We start from the raw sequence: 17,649 nt of genomic DNA, 5'->3' as shown, positions 1-17,649 counted from the left end.
CCTGAACAATTTTCTTTAATTGTTCACTATTAGTTCCGTAAATGCCACGCCATACTGAGTAACTCAATATATCGGTCACAAAAAGAGGTTTCGGTATGGTTCGTTTAGCTGCCTTTGATATGGATGGCACTCTGTTAATGCCCGATCATCAGGTTGGCGCTGAAACCTTGGATACGCTGCATCGTTTGATCGAACAAAACATTGCACTGACTTTTGCGACCGGGCGCCATTTCCTTGAAGTTCGAACCATTGCACGCCGCTTAGGACTGCATGGTTACATGATCACCGGCAATGGAACGCGTGTTCACGACCGCGAGGGGAATAATCTCTTTGCTCAGGACCTTCCGCCGGAAATTGCGCTAGAAGTGTTGCATTCCCATTGGGACACTGACGCCTCGGTGCATGTATTTAGGGATGATGGCTGGCTTACTACGAATGAACTTCCTGAATTGTTAACGCCACACGCGGAAAATGGCTTTGGTTATAAAATTACGCCGCTGCGTTCATTGCCCGCTTTTGGCATTAGTAAAATCTGCTTCTGTGACGATCATGACGCTCTAATACACTTGCAGGTTCGCTTACTGCAGCATTTTGGCAATGCTGTCGATTTTTGTTTTTCTGCCTACGATTGCTTAGAGGTTCTGCCAAAAGGGACAAATAAAGGTTCGGCGCTAAGTCACTTGTGCAACCATTTAGATATTGATCTTGCTGACTGTATGGCATTTGGTGATGCAATGAACGACCGGGAAATGCTTGGCATGGTAGGAAAAGGATACATCATGGGCAATGCATTACCACAGCTTAAGGCAAGTCTGCCGAATTTAGAGATTATCGGCCACTGCCAGCATCAGGCGGTGGCTAAACAGTTGAATACTTGGCTGAGTTCACCTAAAAAACCTCACCATTCCCCCGAATAACGAGGATTCTTTTTCAGCCACCGGACAGCCGCATATTGCATGCAGCTGTCCGGTTTTTTTTGCGTATAAAAGCTGAAATTACAGCGACTCTAGCTGTTGACTATATTGGCTCAAGTCGCCGATGTTAGCGCTCACCCATCCGGCATCGTAATAAGTCTCTAAATAGCGCTCTCCGCTGTCGCACAGCAGGGTGACGATTGAGCCTTTTTCACCACGCTCGCGCATCTGACGTGCTAAAGCGAGCGCTCCCCACATATTGGTACCCGTTGAGGCACCGACTTTACGACCGAGCACTTTTTGCAACCAGTGAATTGTTGCAATGCTGGCTGCATCGGGAACGCGCATCATGCTGTCGATCGCTTCGGGTATAAATGATGGTTCGGCGCGTGGGCGGCCAATGCCTTCGATTTTGCTGCCGCAGGTGCCGGTAATTGAACGATCTTTTTGCAAATAGCTATCCATAAACACGGAGTTTTCCGGATCGACAACCATTAGATGAGTTGGGTGCCCTTGGTAGCGGATATAGCGGCCCAAAGTTGCTGATGTGCCACCTGTGCCTGCACTCATCACAATATAGGTGGGAACAGGGTAAGGTTCGCGCTCCATCTGGCGGAAAATACTATCGGCAATATTATTATTGCCGCGCCAGTCCGTTGCTCGTTCGGCGTTGGTGAACTGATCCATGTAATGTCCATTGAGCTCTTTGGCTAACTGTTCTGAAACAGCATAGATCTGGCTGGCGTGATCGACAAAATGACAGCGTCCACCGTAAAACTCGATCTGCTCGATTTTCTTACGTGCAGTGCACGACGGCATAACGGCGATAAAAGGCAGATTCAACAGACGAGCAAAATAGGCTTCTGAGACCGCAGTACTGCCTGAGGACGCTTCGATAATCGTGGTGCCTTCTTTGATCCAGCCATTGCACAAGCCATATAAAAACAACGAACGAGCCAGACGATGTTTCAAGCTGCCGGTTGGATGAGTGCTTTCGTCTTTGAGATACAGATAGATGCCTGGAAATGTCGGCAGATTCAAACGAATAAGATGTGTATCCGCCGAACGCTGGAAATCAGCTTCTATCTCGCTAATCGCGTGCTTTACCCAAGTGTTGTTCATGATATTGGCCTGTGTGAGTCAGTCAGAACTTATGCGTTAAGACTATCTGCTTTTGCAGAAAAATAAGTTGCTATATAGACTTCATATTGGCCTAATAAGAGAAAATCTTTCTCCAGAAGCGATATATGTTAGATAAAACAGATCGAAAACTACTGGCATTACTGCAACGCGATTGCACCCAGTCGTTGCAGGTACTGGCCGATGCGGTCAACCTCACTTCGACACCCTGCTGGAAGCGCCTCAAACGCTTAGAAGACGATGGCTACATCGTCGGGCGAGTCGCGTTGCTTGATAAAGATAAACTTGGCTTGGGATTAACCGCCTTTGTGATGATTAAAACTCAGCATCATAGCAGCGAGTGGTATCACCATTTTGTGCAGCAGGTTGAGCACATGCCTGAAATTCTGGCGTTTTATCGTATGGCGGGTGAATACGATTATCTGATGCAGGTGCAAGTCGCTGATATGAAAAGCTACGATGCGTTTTATAAGCGATTAGTTAATGCGGTGAAAGGCTTGAGTGACGTGACCTCTAGCTTTGCGATGGAACAGATCAAAAGCACCACGATTTTGCCTGTCGGCGAATGAAAACGTACAAATTTCCCATTAGACGGTTACCTACGTTTCCTATCGGTGTTATCCTAGTGCTGTTTAAATATACAGCATGTTTGCCCTAAATAATTCGAGTTGCAGGAAGGTGGCAAGTTGGTGAGTCCCTAGCAGCATAGATAAATCTGTGACTCGGGTGAACAAACGCAGCCAACGTACATGCAACTTGAAGTATGACGGGGATAAATCAGAGCCCACAGCGGGTTATGGAATAAAACTACGTGAGATTATTTGCCCAATTAGGCTGGTATTTTCGCCGTGAATGGCGGCGATATCTGGGAGCCGTACTTTTATTAGTCGTGATTGCTATTCTTCAACTGGCGCCACCGCGCATCGTGGGGATTGTGATTGACGGCGTATCGAAACAGCATATGTCTGGAACCACCATTATGTTCTGGATCGCTATCTTATTGGCGATTGCGGTGGTGGTGTATTTATTGCGCTACGTTTGGCGCGTGCTTTTATTCGGCGCTTCTTATCTACTCGCCGTTGAACTGCGCGAAAAATACTATCGCCAGTTGAGCAATCAGGCGCCGTCATTTTATCAGCGCCATCGTACCGGTGATTTGATTGCTCGAGCAACTAATGACGTTGACCGTGTGGTCTTTGCTGCAGGGGAAGGGGTATTGACGCTGGTGGATTCTCTGGTGATGGGGCTGGCAGTATTATTCGTCATGAGCACCCAGATTAGCTGGGAACTCACTCTCTTATCGCTTATTCCGATGCCAATCATGGCCATCGTGATTAAACATCAGGGCGATCAGCTTCACTCGCGTTTTAAGTCTGCTCAGGCGGCTTTCTCGATGCTGAACGATCAGGCGCAGGAAAGTTTAACCAGCATTCGTATGATCAAATCTTTCGGGCTTGAAAACCATCAATCCAAGCGCTTTGCCAAGGTTGCCGCGGAAGCGGGGACGCGCAATATGCATGTGGCGAAAGTCGATGCGCGCTTTAACCCGATTATCTTCATCGCGATTGGCTGCGCTAACCTGTTGGCCATTGGCGGCGGCGGGGTGATGGTCATACATGGGCATCTAACCTTAGGCCAATTGACCAGCTTTGTGATGTACCTCGGGCTGATGATTTGGCCAATGTTGGCGCTAGCTTGGATGTTTAACATCGTTGAGCGTGGAAGCGCTGCTTACAGCCGTATTCGCAGCATGCTATCGGAGCAGTCAACCGTGACTGATGGTGACAAAACGCTGCCGGAAGGCCGAGGTGAGCTGAGCGTTAACGTAGAAAGCTTTGCTTACAGCGAAGACACTCATCCCGTGCTGCATGACGTGAAGTTTAATCTCGCGCCTGGGCAGATGTTAGGCCTATGTGGGCCAACGGGGTCGGGGAAAAGTGCGCTGCTCTCGCTGATCCAGCGCCAGTTCGACCCCGATCGGGGAGAAATTAGTTTCCACGGTATTTCTTTACGTGAACTGCGTTTGGATGAATGGCGTACTCGATTGGCGGTCGTCAGCCAGACGCCATTCCTGTTCTCTGATTCTGTGGCGATGAATATCGCTTTGGGTAAGCCGGATGCCACGCAGGAAGACATTGAACGCGTCGCTAAGCTGGCTAGCGTGCATGAGGATATTCTGCGCTTACCGGAAGGATACCAAACCGAAGTCGGGGAGCGCGGGGTGATGCTCTCGGGGGGACAAAAACAGCGCATCTCTATTGCGCGCGCGCTGTTGCTCAACGCCGAGATCTTGATTCTGGATGATGCGCTTTCTGCGGTTGATGGTCGGACGGAATATCAGATCCTGCATAATTTACGCGAGTGGGGGCAGAACCGAACCGTCATTATTAGTGCTCACCGCCTATCCGCACTCACTGAAGCGAGTGAAATTCTGGTCTTACAGCAAGGCGTGGTTGCTCAACGTGGTCAGCATACTGAGCTCAGTCAGCAAAGCGGTTGGTATCGCGATATGCACCGCTTCCAGCAAATAGAAGCTCAGCTTGATGAGCCAGACACTCAGACTCAGGAGCCAGATAATGCGTAATATCAAACAGCTCTGGCCGACGCTGAAACGTCTACTGGCTTACGGTGGCCCCTACAAAAAACCGTTGGCAATAGCCGTGGTCATGCTTTGGGTCGCGGCAGCGGCAGAGGTCTGTGGGCCAATCATTATCAGTTATTTCATCGATAACGTGGTTGCTAAAGGCGATCTCAGACTGGGTTTAGTCGTTGGATTAGCGGTGTTATACCTGTTGCTCGAGTTCATGGCAGCCGGTTTGCAGTATGCGCAGGCATTGTTGTTCAATCGTGCCGCGGTGGGTGTGGTACAGCAGCTGCGAACCGATGTGATGGATGCCGCGCTGCGCCAGCCTCTTTCGGCGTTCGACAATCAGCCGGTTGGCCAGCTTATCTCCCGAGTGACCAATGACACCGAGGTTATCAAAGATCTCTATGTCACCGTAGTCGCGACCGTGTTAAAAAGCGCTGCGCTGATTGGCGCCATGCTGGTGGCAATGTTTACGCTGGATTGGCGAATGGCGCTGATTTCTATCTGCATCTTCCCAGCGGTATTTGTGGTGATGGCGGTGTATCAGCATTACAGCACGCCGGTCGTGCGTCGTGTGCGTAGCTATCTGGCGGATATCAACGACGGCTTCAATGAAGTCATTAACGGTATGGGCGTGATCCAGCAATTTCGTCAGCAGGCTCGATTCGGTGAAAAAATGGGGGCGGTTAGCCGTTCTCACTATCAAGCGCGTATGCAAACGCTTCGTTTGGAAGGCTTTTTACTGCGCCCATTGCTCAGCCTGTTTTCGGCCATGATCCTCTGCGGGCTGCTGATGATGTTTGGTTTTAGTGCTGAAGGTTCGATTGGCGTTGGGGTTCTTTATGCTTTTATCAATTATCTAAGCCGTCTGAATGAGCCTCTTATAGAGCTCACGAGCCAGCAATCCATGATGCAGCAGGCCGTGGTGGCGGGTGAACGTATTTTTGAACTGATGGACGATGCGCAGCAGAACTATGGCGGTGATATTCAACCGCTGCAAAGCGGGCGGGTGGATATTAATAATGTCACGTTTGCTTATCGCGAAGGCCGCCCTGTACTGCAAGATATCAATTTGCATATTGCTTCTCGTGGGTTCGTTGCGTTGGTAGGGCATACGGGCAGTGGTAAATCGACGCTCGCGAATTTGCTGATGGGATACTATCCGGTTAGTGGCGGAGAGATCTGCATCGATGGACGCCCAATCCCAACGTTGAGCCATCAGGTGTTACGCGAAGGCGTGGCTATGGTGCAGCAGGATCCGGTTGTCATGGCTGAATCGGTGATGAACAACGTGACTCTAGGACGAGATATCAGCGAAGCCCAGGTTTGGAAAGCGCTTGAGGATGTTCAGCTAGCACCTCTGGTCAGGACTTGGCCGAACGGCATCCAAACTCAGCTCGGTGAGCAGGGGAATAACCTATCGGTAGGGCAAAAGCAGCTGTTGGCGATGGCGCGCGTGCTGGTGCAAGCGCCGCAGATTTTGATTTTGGATGAAGCGACAGCCAACATTGATTCCGGCACTGAACAGGCAATTCAGAAAGCATTGAATGTTATTCGCCAGCAAACAACGCTGATTGTGATTGCTCACCGGCTTTCCACCATCGTTGATGCGGATTCTATTTTGGTATTACATCGTGGTCATGCCGTGGAGCAAGGCTCGCATCATGAACTGTTAGCAAAGCAGGGGCGTTATTATCAGATGCATCAGTTACAGTTGGTGGGCGAAGCTTTGGCTGCGGGGCTGAATCAGGAACCGCCAACCATCTAATTCCTCTTTTTTGAAGTACAGCATAGAGCCGATGATTATTCATAACATCGGCTTTTTCTTTTTGGTTACCCTGATTATTGCAACCTACCTTTGGGCCTTTGTGGTGCAGATAATTAGCGCGTGATGTAAAAAGAGTTTGTGTAAAAAAAACGCACCGTCATTTTCCTAATTGCACACTATTGGTGCAGTTTTGCGAAACTCCTCACGTTTAATCTGCTGTCTAGTCTCTTTCTTTGCACCAAAACTAGCGTTTTCTCCCGCAAAACTGATTTCTATAAAGTTGGCATAGGCTTTGCTCATATCCATTCGCTAACGAAATTATTCGGGATCATTTGAGGAGAGGCTGTATGAAGCTGGTAACTGTGGTGATAAAGCCGTTCAAACTGGAAGACGTACGTGAAGCACTTTCCTCTGTCGGGATCCAAGGGCTGACGGTTACTGAAGTTAAGGGATTCGGGCGTCAGAAAGGGCATGCCGAGCTGTATCGCGGGGCAGAGTACAACGTGAACTTTCTACCCAAGGTCAAAATTGATGTGGCGATTGCTGACGATCAGCTTGATGAAGTTATCGATGTGATCAGCAAATCTGCCTATACCGGAAAAATTGGCGACGGAAAAATCTTTGTTGCTGAACTACAGCGCGTCATTCGCATTCGTACCGGCGAAACTGATGAAGCGGCACTGTAATTAATAACTCACACAGATAGGGATGGATTAATAATGAAAATACGCTTATCCACTTTGGGTCTGGGGAGTGCCTTATTACTACCCGGTGTCGCAATGGCTGCTGCTCCAGCCGTGGCAGATAAGGCCGATAACGCCTTTATGATGATTTGTACCGCATTGGTGCTGTTTATGACCATCCCCGGCATTGGCCTGTTTTATGGCGGGTTACTACGTTCTAAAAACGTGTTGTCGCTGATGACGCAGGTCATGGTCACTTTTGCCGCCATTTGCGTGCTGTGGGTTGTTTATGGTTATTCATTGGCATTTGGTTCTGGTAACGCCATTTTTGGCAACTTTGATGAAGTGATGCTGAAAGGCATCGGTCTAACGGATTTAACCGGTTCGTTTTACAAGATGATCCACGTTGCGTTCCAAGGCTCTTTTGCCTGTATTACCGTGGGTTTGATCGTGGGCTCCTTTGCTGAACGCATTCGTTTCTCTGCGGTGCTGATCTTTGCCGTGTTGTGGTTCACCTTCTCCTACATTCCGATGGCACATATGGTCTGGGGCGGTGGCTATCTGGCGGCTGATGGCGCGTTGGACTTCGCGGGCGGCACCGTAGTGCACATTAATGCGGCAATTGCAGGGCTGGTTGGCGCTTATCTTCTGGGTAAACGCGCCGGATTTGGTAAAGAAGCTTTTAAACCACATAACCTGCCGATGGTCTTCATGGGCACCGCGGTGCTGTATATAGGCTGGTTTGGGTTCAACGCAGGCTCGGCAAGCGCCGCCAATGAGATTGCTGCTCTGGCCTTCGTGAATACGGTTGTGGCCACCGCCGGAGCAATTTTGTCTTGGGTTCTGGCTGAATGGATGACGCGTGGTAAGCCTTCACTGTTGGGCGCGTGTTCTGGCTGTATCGCTGGGCTGGTGGCAGTCACGCCTGCGGCAGGTACCGTTGGCGTGGGGGGCGCGTTATTACTGGGGCTGGTTGCCGGTGTCGCGGGGTTGTGGGGCGTAGTCATGCTGAAACGCTGGTTGAAGGTCGATGATACCTGCGATGTGTTTGGTGTGCATGGGGTATGCGGCATCGTCGGATGCTTGGCCACGGGGATTCTGACGGCAACCTCGCTCGGAGGAACGGGCTACGCAGAAGGTGTGACGATGGGGCACCAGTTCGGCGTACAGGCGCTTAGCGTGGCAGTTTGTATCGTCTGGTCCGGTGTGGCAGCGCTGATTGCTTTCAAGATTGCAGACGTTTGCGTTGGGCTGCGTGTGCCGGAAGATCAAGAGCGTGAAGGTTTGGATGTAAATAGCCACGGTGAGAATGCTTACAACCAATAATCTGTTTGATTTATTGGAAGAAGGGCGCAGAAATTGAACTGCGCCCTTTTGCGTTCTTACTTATTATGAACGCTGACGAATAACCCCTTCCTGAACGGTGGACGCAATCAACTCACCGGCACGGTTATAGAATTGCCCACGGACAAAACCACGAGCGCCGGATGCCGAAGTACTTTCAACGGCATACAGCAACCAGTCATCCAGACGGAATGGACGATGGAACCACATTGAGTGGTCAATCGTAGCAACTTGCATACCGGGTTCTAAAAAACCCTTACCGTGCGGCTGCAATGCCGTAGGTAAGAAATTGAAATCAGATGCATACCCGAGCAGATACTGATGAATACGAGGATCGTCTGGCATTTCCCCATTAGCCTTGAACCAGACGTTGCGGATAGGCTCTTCAACCTTGCCCATTAAGGGATTATGGAAAGTGACAGGGCGCATCTCCAGCGGCTTTTCGCAGGTGAATTTTTCGCGTACGGATTCGGGAATTAAATGCGCCATGCTGTTGGCTATTTCTGATTCGGATTTTAACGACTCAGGAGCCGGCACTTCTGGCATCACGTTCTGATGTTCAAAGCCTTCTTCTGCGGTTTGGAAAGAGGCTGTCATATAGAAAATAGGTTTGCCGTGCTGTACGGCTTTGACGCGGCGGGCGCTGAAGCTATTGCCGTCGCGAAGGTTTTCTACATCGTAAATAATGGGTTGGCTACTATCGCCGGGACGCAGGAAGTAGCTGTGGAAAGAGTGAATATTTCGTTCCAAAGGCACGGTTTGCTTTGCGGCATATAATGCTTGTCCGACGACCTGACCACCAAATACCTGACGTAAGCCAAGATCTTCACTCTGCCCGCGATAGATCCCTTCTTCTATTTTTTCCAGATCTAACAGATCGAGTAAATTTTTTAATGCCTGACTCATGAATGAGATCCTAATTAATCCGTGTTGAAAACAGCGTGCGTAAGCAATGTGGGAAGTGCACATCGCTAGCGTAATTATGGCAGAAATTACCACAAAACCGTTTAACGTTTTAAGTCTAGTTTAGAGGGTTCAATTATCTGAAATTGTTAATGTAAAGTAGATAAAACTGGAAAAGTCAGCCGTTTGTGCCATCCTTATAAAGTATCGTAGCGTAACAAACTACTTTAGGTGACCTATGTCGGCTGTGGTCAATCGCATTTTATATTCCGCATCCGGCAACAAAAATAAAAGGAAGGAGACCGAACTGATGAAACTCTGGAAAATTGTAGGTGGTGTTTTGATGACGGCAACAGTAGCGGGTTGTTCTTCGAATGCTGCTGACGTACCAACACCAGCTCCGGGTAATCAAGTCACTGCGGATGCCTCGCAGATTAGCGGTCCAGCAGTACGTGGTAGCGTTAATCTTCGTCAACGTATCGCACTGCCGCCAAATGCTGAAGTGACTGTCACCTTAGCAGACGTTTCTTTGGCCGATGCGCCAGCGCGCGTTCTGTCACAGAAGGTATTCCGCACCGATGGCAAACAGCCGCCATACAACTTTGTGCTGCCGTATAACCCACAGGATATCCAGCCAAATCAGCGTATCAATCTGAGTGCGGCAATTAAAATTGATGGCCGCTTGGTGTTTATCACCGATACTTTGAATGAAGTCGTGAACAATAATGCGGGTACTCAGAAAGATCTGGTGCTGGTTCCTATTTCTGCTGATGGTGCAGCAACGGTTCTGAGTGAAAAACCTAAGTCTGTAGGCGCATCACCTCTTTAATACTGATTTATTTGGCTTTGGCTGACGTTAAAAACCTGCCCAGTGAGGCAGGTTTTTTTATGGCTTGGAGGGATCCCAGCCATAAAGAGCTAAATCGATAACTCCATTGGCATTAAAAGTAACCCCTTCATCCTGCAAGGCGGTGCGCTGGCGGATGTAGTCAGGCCCGACAAGTGAGATATTTCCTGTGCGGTTGACAACGCGGTACCACGGGAGTGTGGAGCCTTTAGGGAGTTTCCGCAGAATACCGCCAACCTGCCGTGCGGCACGTGATGACCCCGCAAGGCGGGCAATTTGTCCATAGGTGGCCACTTTTCCATAAGGAACCGCGTGGATAGTCATCAACACACGTTGGCGAAAATTATCTTCAGGGGGAGTATCGTTTGGCATCGGGGGTAGATTTTCGATTCAGTCATCCATTATCTGGGGTCAGTTTGCCATAAGGAATGGTGGGATAAAATGGTTGTTTAATAAAACGACGTTCGGTTGCCAGAGCCTTGCTTTTCACGCGGTCATCACTGATAATGCCCCCGCACTGAAGTTGTTTCGCTTTTAACTCAGGTGCTCATCAATGGAGGCTCTGTTGGTTCTCCCGCAACGCTAACTTGTGAACTCGGTCAGATCCGGAAGGAAGCAGCCGCAGCAGGCGACGTGTGTGCCGGGATGTAGCTGGCAGGGCCTCCACCCATTTAGGGCTACCTAAATTCAGTCTAGCCAGTCAATACCCCAGTCCGTTTCTCTGAATTGTTACTCCAGTAGTACTTGCGCGCTGAAATTTCCACTCCAGATATCTCAAATTCGCTACTCTAGTTCTCCTGCGTACCCATGCAGTGGTGACATTATTGTTCTGACAGAACATCTCTAGTGCTGTAACTCGTCTAGGCGACGCCATTGATAACGTATTAGAGCAATATTAAATGAAAGTATTATCACGATCAGAAATTGAGGTGGTTCAGATGGTGGGGATACTGGCTTACAGAGGTTGAGTTAAGTATGAAGACGGTTATTTTTAGTGATAAGTGCATTCTATCACCAAAAGCAGGGACCTACATGGGGCAGGTAGCCGCTGAAACCAAGCTTAATGTTATTAAGGACAAAGCCGTAGATCTCGGCAGGCTACACCGAAGTACAAATTTATCAGGTGAATGTAATAAATAGCAAAGAGGCCAGTGTATATAAATGATATTGGCCTTTTTCTACGTTCATTTGTTGTGCCAGAAACAATAGCACTTATTCTTAGATACACGTATACAAATGGAGAATCATCGATAGATAATCCAATTGATTGCAATAATGACTAAATAATAAATAAGGATAATTTCTTAAATGATGACTCTTACGTCTTAATTATCGTACATACTTCCACACTTCCGCTGGGATCTTGTCATATAGCTTGTTCATCGTTAGCTCAGCCAGACGGTGATCTGCCGCAGAGTAGAAGGTCTCTAGCTCATCGTCGGAAAGTTCATACTTATTTTTTTCAATCACGCGCTCGAGAGTGTCTAAGGTAGTGCACTTGCGCAAACGCATCAGGTAATCAATTTTAGTCATAAGGAGTCCTCGTCTAAAGGTTAAAATTTAATGCGGATGTGGTTTTTTCACCCGCTAAATAACGCAAAATACGGCCTTTTGCTTTAAGCCATTTTTTAAGTTCTGGTTCGTTGATGCTGTAATTACTAAACAGACTGTATGTTTCGTCAAGATACTCATCTAATATTTCAGTTAATTCTGAAGCATTTGGATACTTAATCTTGAATGTTAAGCCAAAATTCGCAATATGTTCGTTTAATTCATTTAGTTGTAGATTGTCCACTGCTGTTGGGTCGTTGACCCAGCCATGATGGCCATCGCTCAGAACATCCATTCCTTGATTGTACAACATATTACATAGATATTTCAGCTCTGTAATATCGTGCTGATAAGACGTATATTCATCCATATCATGCCCTCATCATGCTTAACGTGGTCTCAACGAATTAGTCAATGCTGCTAGTTAATACAACAATAAACCTGATAAGCAGTTTACAACCATAGAGCAATACTTGAAGGCCGCAGTATCATAGCAAAAGCACATCGGGGTTGGCGATATTTTGTGTTAAGAAGTATTTAATTAATACGCTTTGCGCGTTTTTTAAACACATAAACAAAGATACTAAACTTAATTATCGCTATGGGCCCGAATAAGCTAATCAATAAGAGGCATAACTGTGACTAGCTTAATCACATTAGCGATCTCTTATGATTATTGCACAAATAATTGGCTATCCAAGAAGATTTTACCTTTTATTACGATATCCGTTTGTGTCGTGGCGTGCTAAGTCAGTCACTCTCTTTATAGTTGCGTGGTTTCAATAGGTTATTGATGCTGCCACTCATTAGTTGCGATAAGGTTTTGGGAGGATTCTGAGTTCGTCAGCCCCATGGTCGGGGCTGAGATAAGGTGGTGTGCGTCGGCGTTAGCGTTTTTTCTTCCCTCCTTGTACCGCTTTGAAGCGTGGGTTTGATTTGCAAATAACAAATATGCGGCCGTGACGCTTAACTATTTTGCAATCAGGATGCCGTTTTTTCGCTGATCGTAATGAACTAAGAACTTGCATTAGTTTTCCTCTGCTGATTTTTTCTTCGTCATGAAATGACCAAAACGTTGCTGGAATTTTGCCGCGCTACCTTCTTTAGAGAACTCTTTCTGCTTGCCGGTGTAATAGGCGTGTGACGCAGAGGAGACATCGAGCGTGACATAGGGATACTTCACTCCATCCATTTCAATTTCCCGCTCGGAGTGAATGGTTGAGCCAATCTTGTAGTAAGCATCAGCCGTCGTGTCATGAAAGACCACGGTGCGATAGTGCGGATGAATGTTGGGTTTCATTATTTCAGCCTTAATTGATGTTATAACATAACAATAATTATGCGGCAGTTATTTTATCGATGCAAGCGGATTGTTGCTCTATGGATGAGTTCGCAGTTAATAGGGGAGTGATAGGGGCGTAAAAAAGGCCGCATTTGCGGCCTTTTAGAGAGGAGAAAGATTATTTCACCTGATGGTCAACGGCATGGCTGTGTTCGATATCTTCGCCACTTCGGTTAAAGCGACGGCGAACCACAACGAAGAACATAGGTACGAAGAAGATGGCCAAGATGGTTGCAGAAATCATCCCGCCCATGACACCAGTACCTACTGCGTTCTGCGCGCCAGAACCCGCGCCAGAGCTGATAACCAAGGGTAGAACCCCGAGCATAAATGCTAGAGATGTCATCAGGATCGGACGTAAACGCATACGAACGGCTTCTAACGTTGCCTCGATCAGCCCTTTACCTTCCTTATCCATCAAGTCTTTGGCGAACTCGACGATAAGTATGGCGTTCTTGGCCGATAGACCAATGGTGGTTAACAGACCCACTTGGAAGTAAACGTCGTTATTCATACCGCGCATGGTTGCCGCCAATAATGCCCCGATAACGCCCAGTGGAACCACCAGCATTACGGAGAATGGAATTGACCAGCTCTCATACAGTGCCGCCAGACACAGGAACACGACAATCAACGAGATGGCATACAGTGACGGTGCCTGGTTTCCAGACAAACGTTCCTGATAAGACATCCCAGTCCAGTCATAACCGATACCGGTAGGCAGCTTAGTCACCAACTCTTCCATCAGGTTCATTGCTTCACCGGTACTCTTACCCGGTGCAGCTTCCCCTAGGATTTCCATGGATGGCAAGCCGTTGTAGCGTTCCAAACGAGGCGAACCATATTCCCATTTTGATGATGAGAAGGCAGAGAACGGTACCATCTGTCCTGCATCACCACGAACATAGTAGTTGTTGATATCGTTCGGCAACATACGGTATGGCGCATCAGCCTGTACGTAAACTTTCTTCACACGACCGCGGTCGATGAAGTCGTTCACATAAGTACCCCCTAACGCAGTAGACAGCGTTTGGTTGATGTCTGAAATAGCGACACCTAAGGCCTGTGCTTTTTCCTGGTCGACAATAATTTTAAACTGCGGCGTATCTTCCAAACCGTTAGGACGTACACGAACTACGGTATCTGGATGCTCTGCTGCCATTCCTAACAGCTGATTACGCGCTTCGGTCAGTTTTTCATGGCCTAGGCCAGCCTGATCGATAAGTTCAAAGTCAAAGCCTGTTGCCGTACCCAGTTCGATAATTGCTGGTAGGTTGAATGGGAACACCAGACCATCTTTAATCTTACTGAATGCGCCAGTTGCACGGGCGATAATCGCTGGAACCTTGTTGTCAGCACCAGAACGCTCATCCCACGGTTTCAAGCTCACGAACGCCAAGCCGTTGTTCTGACCCTGACCGCTGAAGCCGAAGCCGCTAACGGTAAACACGGACTGAACGTTGGCTTTCTCTTTGTCTAAGAAGTAGTCGGTGACTTCAGCAAGAACTTTGTTGGTACGTTCCTGCGTGGCACCGGCTGGCAACTGAACCATGGTCAGGGCAATACCCTGATCTTCATCTGGTAAGAAGGAGGTTGGCATACGAACGAACAGTAAGCCCATACCTACCACGATAACCAGATAGATCAGCAGATAGCGACCTGTACCACGCAGAATACCGGCAACGGAATTCGTGTAGTGCTCAGTGCTCTTTTCAAACATGTTGTTAAACCAACCGAAGAAGCCGGTGGTTTTGCCATGTCCGCCTTTTTCAACGGGCTTAAGCATGGTGGCACACAGTGCCGGAGTCAGGATCATCGCCACCAGTACTGACAACACCATTGCGGAAACAATTGTGATAGAGAACTGACGATAGATTGCACCTGTTGAGCCACCAAAGAACGCCATCGGGATAAATACCGCTGACAGTACCATCGCGATACCCACCAGCGCGCCCTGAATCTGTTCCATCGACTTACGGGTAGCTTCTTTTGGTGGCAGGCCTTCTTCGGCCATCACACGCTCAACGTTTTCCACCACAACGATGGCGTCATCCACCAATAGCCCTATCGCAAGCACCATACCGAACATCGTTAGGGTGTTTATCGAGTAACCAAAGGCTGACAGAATCGCAAAGGTACCTAACAGAACCACCGGTACTGCAATCGTTGGGATCAAGGTTGCACGAATGTTCTGCAAGAACAAATACATAACCAAGAATACCAGTACGATCGCTTCTAACAGCGTTTTTACCACTTCGTTAATAGAAATTTTAACGAATGGCGTGGTGTCGTATGGATACACGACTTTCAGGCTGGCAGGGAAGAACGGTTCCAGTTTCGCCAGTTCTTTTTTAACCCCTTCAGCCGCATCCAGCGCGTTAGCACCGGTTGCCAGTTTAATCCCCAGACCTGCCGCAGGTTTGCCGTTAAAGCGAGCGATAACGTTATAGTTCTCGCCGCCTAGTTCAATCTTCGCGACGTCACGCAGCAGAACACGAGAGCCATCAGCCTGAACCTTCATCAGGATCTTGCCGAATTCTTCCGGAGTCTGTAAGCGAGTTTGTGCAATGATTGATGCGTTCAACTGCTGACCAGGAACCGGAGGAGCGCCACCCAATTGGCCGGCCGCAATCTGGTTGTTCTGGATTTTTATCTGGTTGATCACGTCCAGAGGGGTCATCTGGTAGTTGTTCAGCTTGTTTGGATCTAACCAGATACGCATAGCGTACTGGGCACCAAACAGGGTGACATCACCAATGCCTTCGGAGCGGCTGATCGGATCCTTAATGTTGGAAGCCACGTAGTCGGCGATATCGTCCTGAGACATACTACCGTCTTCAGAAATAAAGCCTGCAACCATCAGGAAGCTACTACTGGACTTCTCAACGCTGATCCCTTGTTGCTGAACTTCCTGCGGCAGCAACGGCGTTGCTAGCTGCAATTTGTTCTGCACCTGAACCTGTGCGATATCCGGGTCAGTACCAGACTGGAACGTCAGCGTGATCGACACGCTACCAGATGAGTCACTGGTAGAGGACATGTACATCAGATTATCGATACCGTTCATGTTCTGTTCGATAATCTGGGTAACCGTATCCTGTACCGTCTGCGCATCAGCACCAGGGTAGACTGCGGAGATCGACACCGCCGGCGGGGCAATCGTTGGATACTGCGCCACCGGTAGTTTCATAATCGCTAGCGCACCGGCCAGCATGATAATGATGGCGATAACCCAGGCGAATATAGGTCGATCTATAAAAAACTTAGCCATGAATTACTGGCTCCTTTTTATCAATGTATCAGCAACGAGCATCACTTAAGACTTCTTAGGTTCGCTGGCCGCCGCATCTTTTGTTGAAGCATTCCCTGCAGAGGCTTCTTCTACTTTCACTTGCACGCCTGGACGGACTTTCTGCAAGCCGGTCACAATGACTTTGTCACCCGATTTCAAGCCTGCAGTTACCAGCCACTTATCGCCGATAGCCTGAGCTGCAGTTACGGTACGGAGTTCAACTTTGTTGTCCGCGCCGACCACCATGACGGTTGCTTCACCACGAGGGTTACGCGTAACGCCTTGCTGAGGAACTAACAGCGCGTTGTTCTTGATCCCTTCATCCAGACGAGCGCGCACAAACATGCCAGGCAACAAATCGCCTTTAGGGTTAGGGAATACGGCACGAATAGTGATTGAACCCGTGCTTTCATCGACGGTGACATCTGAGAATTCCAGAGCGCCAACCTGTGGGTACTTCTGACCGTTCTCCAGAATCAGCTCAACCTTCGCTTTCCCACCTTCTTGTTCCAAAGTGCCGTTAGCCAGCTCTTCTTTCAAACGCAGGAAATCGTTACTTGACTGAGTGACGTCAACGTAAATGGGATCCAACTGCTGCACCGTTGCCAGCGCATTGGCCTGATTAGATGTGACTAATGCCCCTTCGGTAACGCTAGATTTCCCAATACGTCCACTGATAGGCGACGTGACTTTGGTGTAAGCCAGATTAATACGAGCCGTTTCCACGGCCGCTTTTGCAGCGGTTACAGCAGCATCTGCCTGACGCGCATCGGCAACGGCAGTATCGTATTCTTGTTGACTGATGTACTTAGTACCCACCAACGTTTTATAGCGATTTACCGTTAGGCGAGCGATGTTTGCGGCTGCTTCGGCTTTAGCCAAATCGCCACGCGCACTGTCATAAGCAGCCTGATAGGTCGCTGGATCAATTTGATACAGGGAAGAACCGGCCTGAATGTCACTGCCTTCAACGAAGTTACGCTTAAGGATGATACCGCCAACCTGTGGACGAACCTCTGCGATGCGATATGCAGACGTACGGCCAGGAAGCTCAGTGGTGATGTTCAACGGCTCAGCTTTCAGCGTGACAACACCCACCTCAGGTGCGCTTTGCTGACCTTTTTGCTCGTTTCCGTCGTTACATCCTGTAAGTAGTAAACTACCAGAAAGCATTAGCACGGCCGCCAGAGGCGTTAACCCTCTGTTTTTATTCATATTTAACCTCAAGAGTCCGATTATTAAATGGGCATTGAATCATTTGTGAAAACCCATTGCTGC

General features: G+C 48.5%; 16 protein-coding genes and 1 other RNA gene. 8 read left to right on the top strand and 9 right to left on the bottom strand.

The window, feature by feature from the left end; all coding sequences use genetic code 11:
- Positions 1 to 95 precede the first annotated feature (95 nt).
- On the top strand, positions 96 to 917 hold the full coding sequence (cof, locus tag HMPREF3091_RS01330) for an HMP-PP phosphatase (RefSeq protein ID WP_070713549.1): 822 nt from the start codon (positions 96 to 98) through the stop codon (positions 915 to 917).
- A 78-nt stretch (positions 918 to 995) separates the two neighbouring features.
- Here cof and HMPREF3091_RS01325 read toward each other — a convergent pair whose 3' ends face one another.
- Positions 996 to 2,036, bottom strand: a complete 1,041-nt coding sequence (locus tag HMPREF3091_RS01325) for a PLP-dependent cysteine synthase family protein (RefSeq protein WP_070713546.1) — start codon at positions 2,034 to 2,036, stop codon at positions 996 to 998.
- 125 nt (positions 2,037 to 2,161) lie between these two features.
- On the opposite strand from HMPREF3091_RS01325, the gene HMPREF3091_RS01320 reads away from it, so the two are divergent.
- The 5 genes from HMPREF3091_RS01320 (at position 2,162) to amtB (ending at position 8,418) form a co-directional block, all read left to right on the top strand.
- Positions 2,162 to 2,623 (top strand): Lrp/AsnC family transcriptional regulator, encoded by a 462-nt coding sequence (locus HMPREF3091_RS01320; RefSeq protein WP_004091728.1) that lies wholly within the window; start codon positions 2,162 to 2,164, stop codon positions 2,621 to 2,623.
- Positions 2,624 to 2,865: 242 nt separating this feature from the next.
- The gene (locus HMPREF3091_RS01315; RefSeq protein ID WP_070713543.1) at positions 2,866 to 4,638 is read left to right on the top strand and encodes a SmdA family multidrug ABC transporter permease/ATP-binding protein; all 1,773 of its coding nucleotides are present in this window, start codon (positions 2,866 to 2,868) and stop codon (positions 4,636 to 4,638) included.
- Positions 4,631 to 6,409 carry a SmdB family multidrug efflux ABC transporter permease/ATP-binding protein gene (locus tag HMPREF3091_RS01310; RefSeq protein ID WP_004091730.1) on the top strand — a complete coding sequence of 593 codons (1,779 nt, stop codon included), beginning with the start codon at positions 4,631 to 4,633 and terminating at the stop codon, positions 6,407 to 6,409. The genes HMPREF3091_RS01315 and HMPREF3091_RS01310 overlap by 8 nt, the downstream gene beginning before the upstream one ends.
- A gap of 347 nt (positions 6,410 to 6,756) precedes the next feature.
- Entirely contained in the window at positions 6,757 to 7,095 is a 339-nt protein-coding gene (gene glnK / locus HMPREF3091_RS01305) for a P-II family nitrogen regulator (RefSeq protein ID WP_004091732.1), read from the top strand.
- Between the two features lie 33 nt (positions 7,096 to 7,128).
- A complete protein-coding gene (amtB, locus tag HMPREF3091_RS01300) occupies positions 7,129 to 8,418 on the top strand; it encodes an ammonium transporter AmtB (protein ID WP_070713540.1) in 1,290 nt (429 codons plus the stop codon).
- Positions 8,419 to 8,481: 63 nt separating this feature from the next.
- Here amtB and tesB read toward each other — a convergent pair whose 3' ends face one another.
- Positions 8,482 to 9,342: an acyl-CoA thioesterase II gene (gene tesB / locus HMPREF3091_RS01295; RefSeq protein WP_004091734.1), complete on the bottom strand. Its 861-nt coding sequence runs from the start codon at positions 9,340 to 9,342 to the stop codon at positions 8,482 to 8,484.
- A gap of 307 nt (positions 9,343 to 9,649) precedes the next feature.
- Between tesB and HMPREF3091_RS01290 the strand changes: the two genes are divergently transcribed.
- On the top strand, positions 9,650 to 10,168 hold the full coding sequence (locus HMPREF3091_RS01290) for a YbaY family lipoprotein (RefSeq protein WP_070713537.1): 519 nt from the start codon (positions 9,650 to 9,652) through the stop codon (positions 10,166 to 10,168).
- Between the two features lie 57 nt (positions 10,169 to 10,225).
- Here the strand turns inward: HMPREF3091_RS01290 and HMPREF3091_RS01285 are convergent, their stop codons facing one another.
- Positions 10,226 to 10,558, bottom strand: a complete 333-nt coding sequence (locus HMPREF3091_RS01285) for an MGMT family protein (RefSeq protein ID WP_070713534.1) — start codon at positions 10,556 to 10,558, stop codon at positions 10,226 to 10,228.
- Between the two features lie 191 nt (positions 10,559 to 10,749).
- On the opposite strand from HMPREF3091_RS01285, the gene ffs reads away from it, so the two are divergent.
- Positions 10,750 to 10,846: signal recognition particle sRNA small type (gene ffs / locus HMPREF3091_RS01280), an RNA gene on the top strand.
- A 669-nt stretch (positions 10,847 to 11,515) separates the two neighbouring features.
- On the opposite strand, the gene HMPREF3091_RS01275 is transcribed toward ffs, so the two are convergent.
- From HMPREF3091_RS01275 to HMPREF3091_RS01255, 6 genes are all read right to left on the bottom strand, one after another.
- Complete coding sequence (locus tag HMPREF3091_RS01275; RefSeq protein WP_004091739.1) at positions 11,516 to 11,719, bottom strand: HHA domain-containing protein; 204 nt, start codon at positions 11,717 to 11,719, stop codon at positions 11,516 to 11,518.
- Between the two features lie 13 nt (positions 11,720 to 11,732).
- Positions 11,733 to 12,107: an Hha toxicity modulator TomB gene (gene tomB, locus HMPREF3091_RS01270; RefSeq protein ID WP_070713531.1), complete on the bottom strand. Its 375-nt coding sequence runs from the start codon at positions 12,105 to 12,107 to the stop codon at positions 11,733 to 11,735.
- 517 nt (positions 12,108 to 12,624) lie between these two features.
- Positions 12,625 to 12,765, bottom strand: a complete 141-nt coding sequence (gene ykgO / locus HMPREF3091_RS21950) for a type B 50S ribosomal protein L36 (protein ID WP_004091741.1) — start codon at positions 12,763 to 12,765, stop codon at positions 12,625 to 12,627.
- Positions 12,765 to 13,037 (bottom strand): type B 50S ribosomal protein L31, encoded by a 273-nt coding sequence (locus HMPREF3091_RS01265; protein ID WP_004091742.1) that lies wholly within the window; start codon positions 13,035 to 13,037, stop codon positions 12,765 to 12,767. Before HMPREF3091_RS01265 ends, ykgO begins: the two co-directional genes overlap by 1 nt.
- 160 nt (positions 13,038 to 13,197) lie before the next feature.
- The gene (locus tag HMPREF3091_RS01260; RefSeq protein WP_070713527.1) at positions 13,198 to 16,350 is read right to left on the bottom strand and encodes a multidrug efflux RND transporter permease subunit AcrB; all 3,153 of its coding nucleotides are present in this window, start codon (positions 16,348 to 16,350) and stop codon (positions 13,198 to 13,200) included.
- A 45-nt stretch (positions 16,351 to 16,395) separates the two neighbouring features.
- Complete coding sequence (locus HMPREF3091_RS01255) at positions 16,396 to 17,586, bottom strand: efflux RND transporter periplasmic adaptor subunit (protein ID WP_004091744.1); 1,191 nt, start codon at positions 17,584 to 17,586, stop codon at positions 16,396 to 16,398.
- Positions 17,587 to 17,649: the final 63 nt, after the last annotated feature.

The organism is Hafnia sp. HMSC23F03 (assembly GCF_001816025.1).
Taxonomy (GTDB): Bacteria; Pseudomonadota; Gammaproteobacteria; order Enterobacterales; family Enterobacteriaceae; genus Hafnia; species Hafnia paralvei.
Note: the sequence above shows the minus strand (reverse complement) of the source record. Positions and strands in the feature narration are given on the sequence as shown.

Excerpts from the sequence above, each read along its gene's own strand:
- cof (WP_070713549.1), top strand. The coding sequence starts at position 96 with ATGGTTCGTTTAGCTGCCTTTGATATGGATGGCACTCTGTTAATGCCC.
- HMPREF3091_RS01325 (WP_070713546.1), bottom strand. The coding sequence starts at position 2,036 with ATGAACAACACTTGGGTAAAGCACGCGATTAGCGAGATAGAAGCTGAT.
- HMPREF3091_RS01320 (WP_004091728.1), top strand. The coding sequence starts at position 2,162 with ATGTTAGATAAAACAGATCGAAAACTACTGGCATTACTGCAACGCGAT.
- HMPREF3091_RS01310 (WP_004091730.1), top strand. The coding sequence starts at position 4,631 with ATGCGTAATATCAAACAGCTCTGGCCGACGCTGAAACGTCTACTGGCT.
- glnK (WP_004091732.1), top strand. The coding sequence starts at position 6,757 with ATGAAGCTGGTAACTGTGGTGATAAAGCCGTTCAAACTGGAAGACGTA.
- amtB (WP_070713540.1), top strand. The coding sequence starts at position 7,129 with ATGAAAATACGCTTATCCACTTTGGGTCTGGGGAGTGCCTTATTACTA.
- tesB (WP_004091734.1), bottom strand. The coding sequence starts at position 9,342 with ATGAGTCAGGCATTAAAAAATTTACTCGATCTGTTAGATCTGGAAAAA.
- HMPREF3091_RS01290 (WP_070713537.1), top strand. The coding sequence starts at position 9,650 with ATGAAACTCTGGAAAATTGTAGGTGGTGTTTTGATGACGGCAACAGTA.
- HMPREF3091_RS01285 (WP_070713534.1), bottom strand. The coding sequence starts at position 10,558 with ATGCCAAACGATACTCCCCCTGAAGATAATTTTCGCCAACGTGTGTTG.
- HMPREF3091_RS01275 (WP_004091739.1), bottom strand. The coding sequence starts at position 11,719 with ATGACTAAAATTGATTACCTGATGCGTTTGCGCAAGTGCACTACCTTA.
- tomB (WP_070713531.1), bottom strand. The coding sequence starts at position 12,107 with ATGGATGAATATACGTCTTATCAGCACGATATTACAGAGCTGAAATAT.
- ykgO (WP_004091741.1), bottom strand. The coding sequence starts at position 12,765 with ATGCAAGTTCTTAGTTCATTACGATCAGCGAAAAAACGGCATCCTGAT.
- HMPREF3091_RS01265 (WP_004091742.1), bottom strand. The coding sequence starts at position 13,037 with ATGAAACCCAACATTCATCCGCACTATCGCACCGTGGTCTTTCATGAC.
- HMPREF3091_RS01260 (WP_070713527.1), bottom strand. The coding sequence starts at position 16,350 with ATGGCTAAGTTTTTTATAGATCGACCTATATTCGCCTGGGTTATCGCC.
- HMPREF3091_RS01255 (WP_004091744.1), bottom strand. The coding sequence starts at position 17,586 with ATGAATAAAAACAGAGGGTTAACGCCTCTGGCGGCCGTGCTAATGCTT.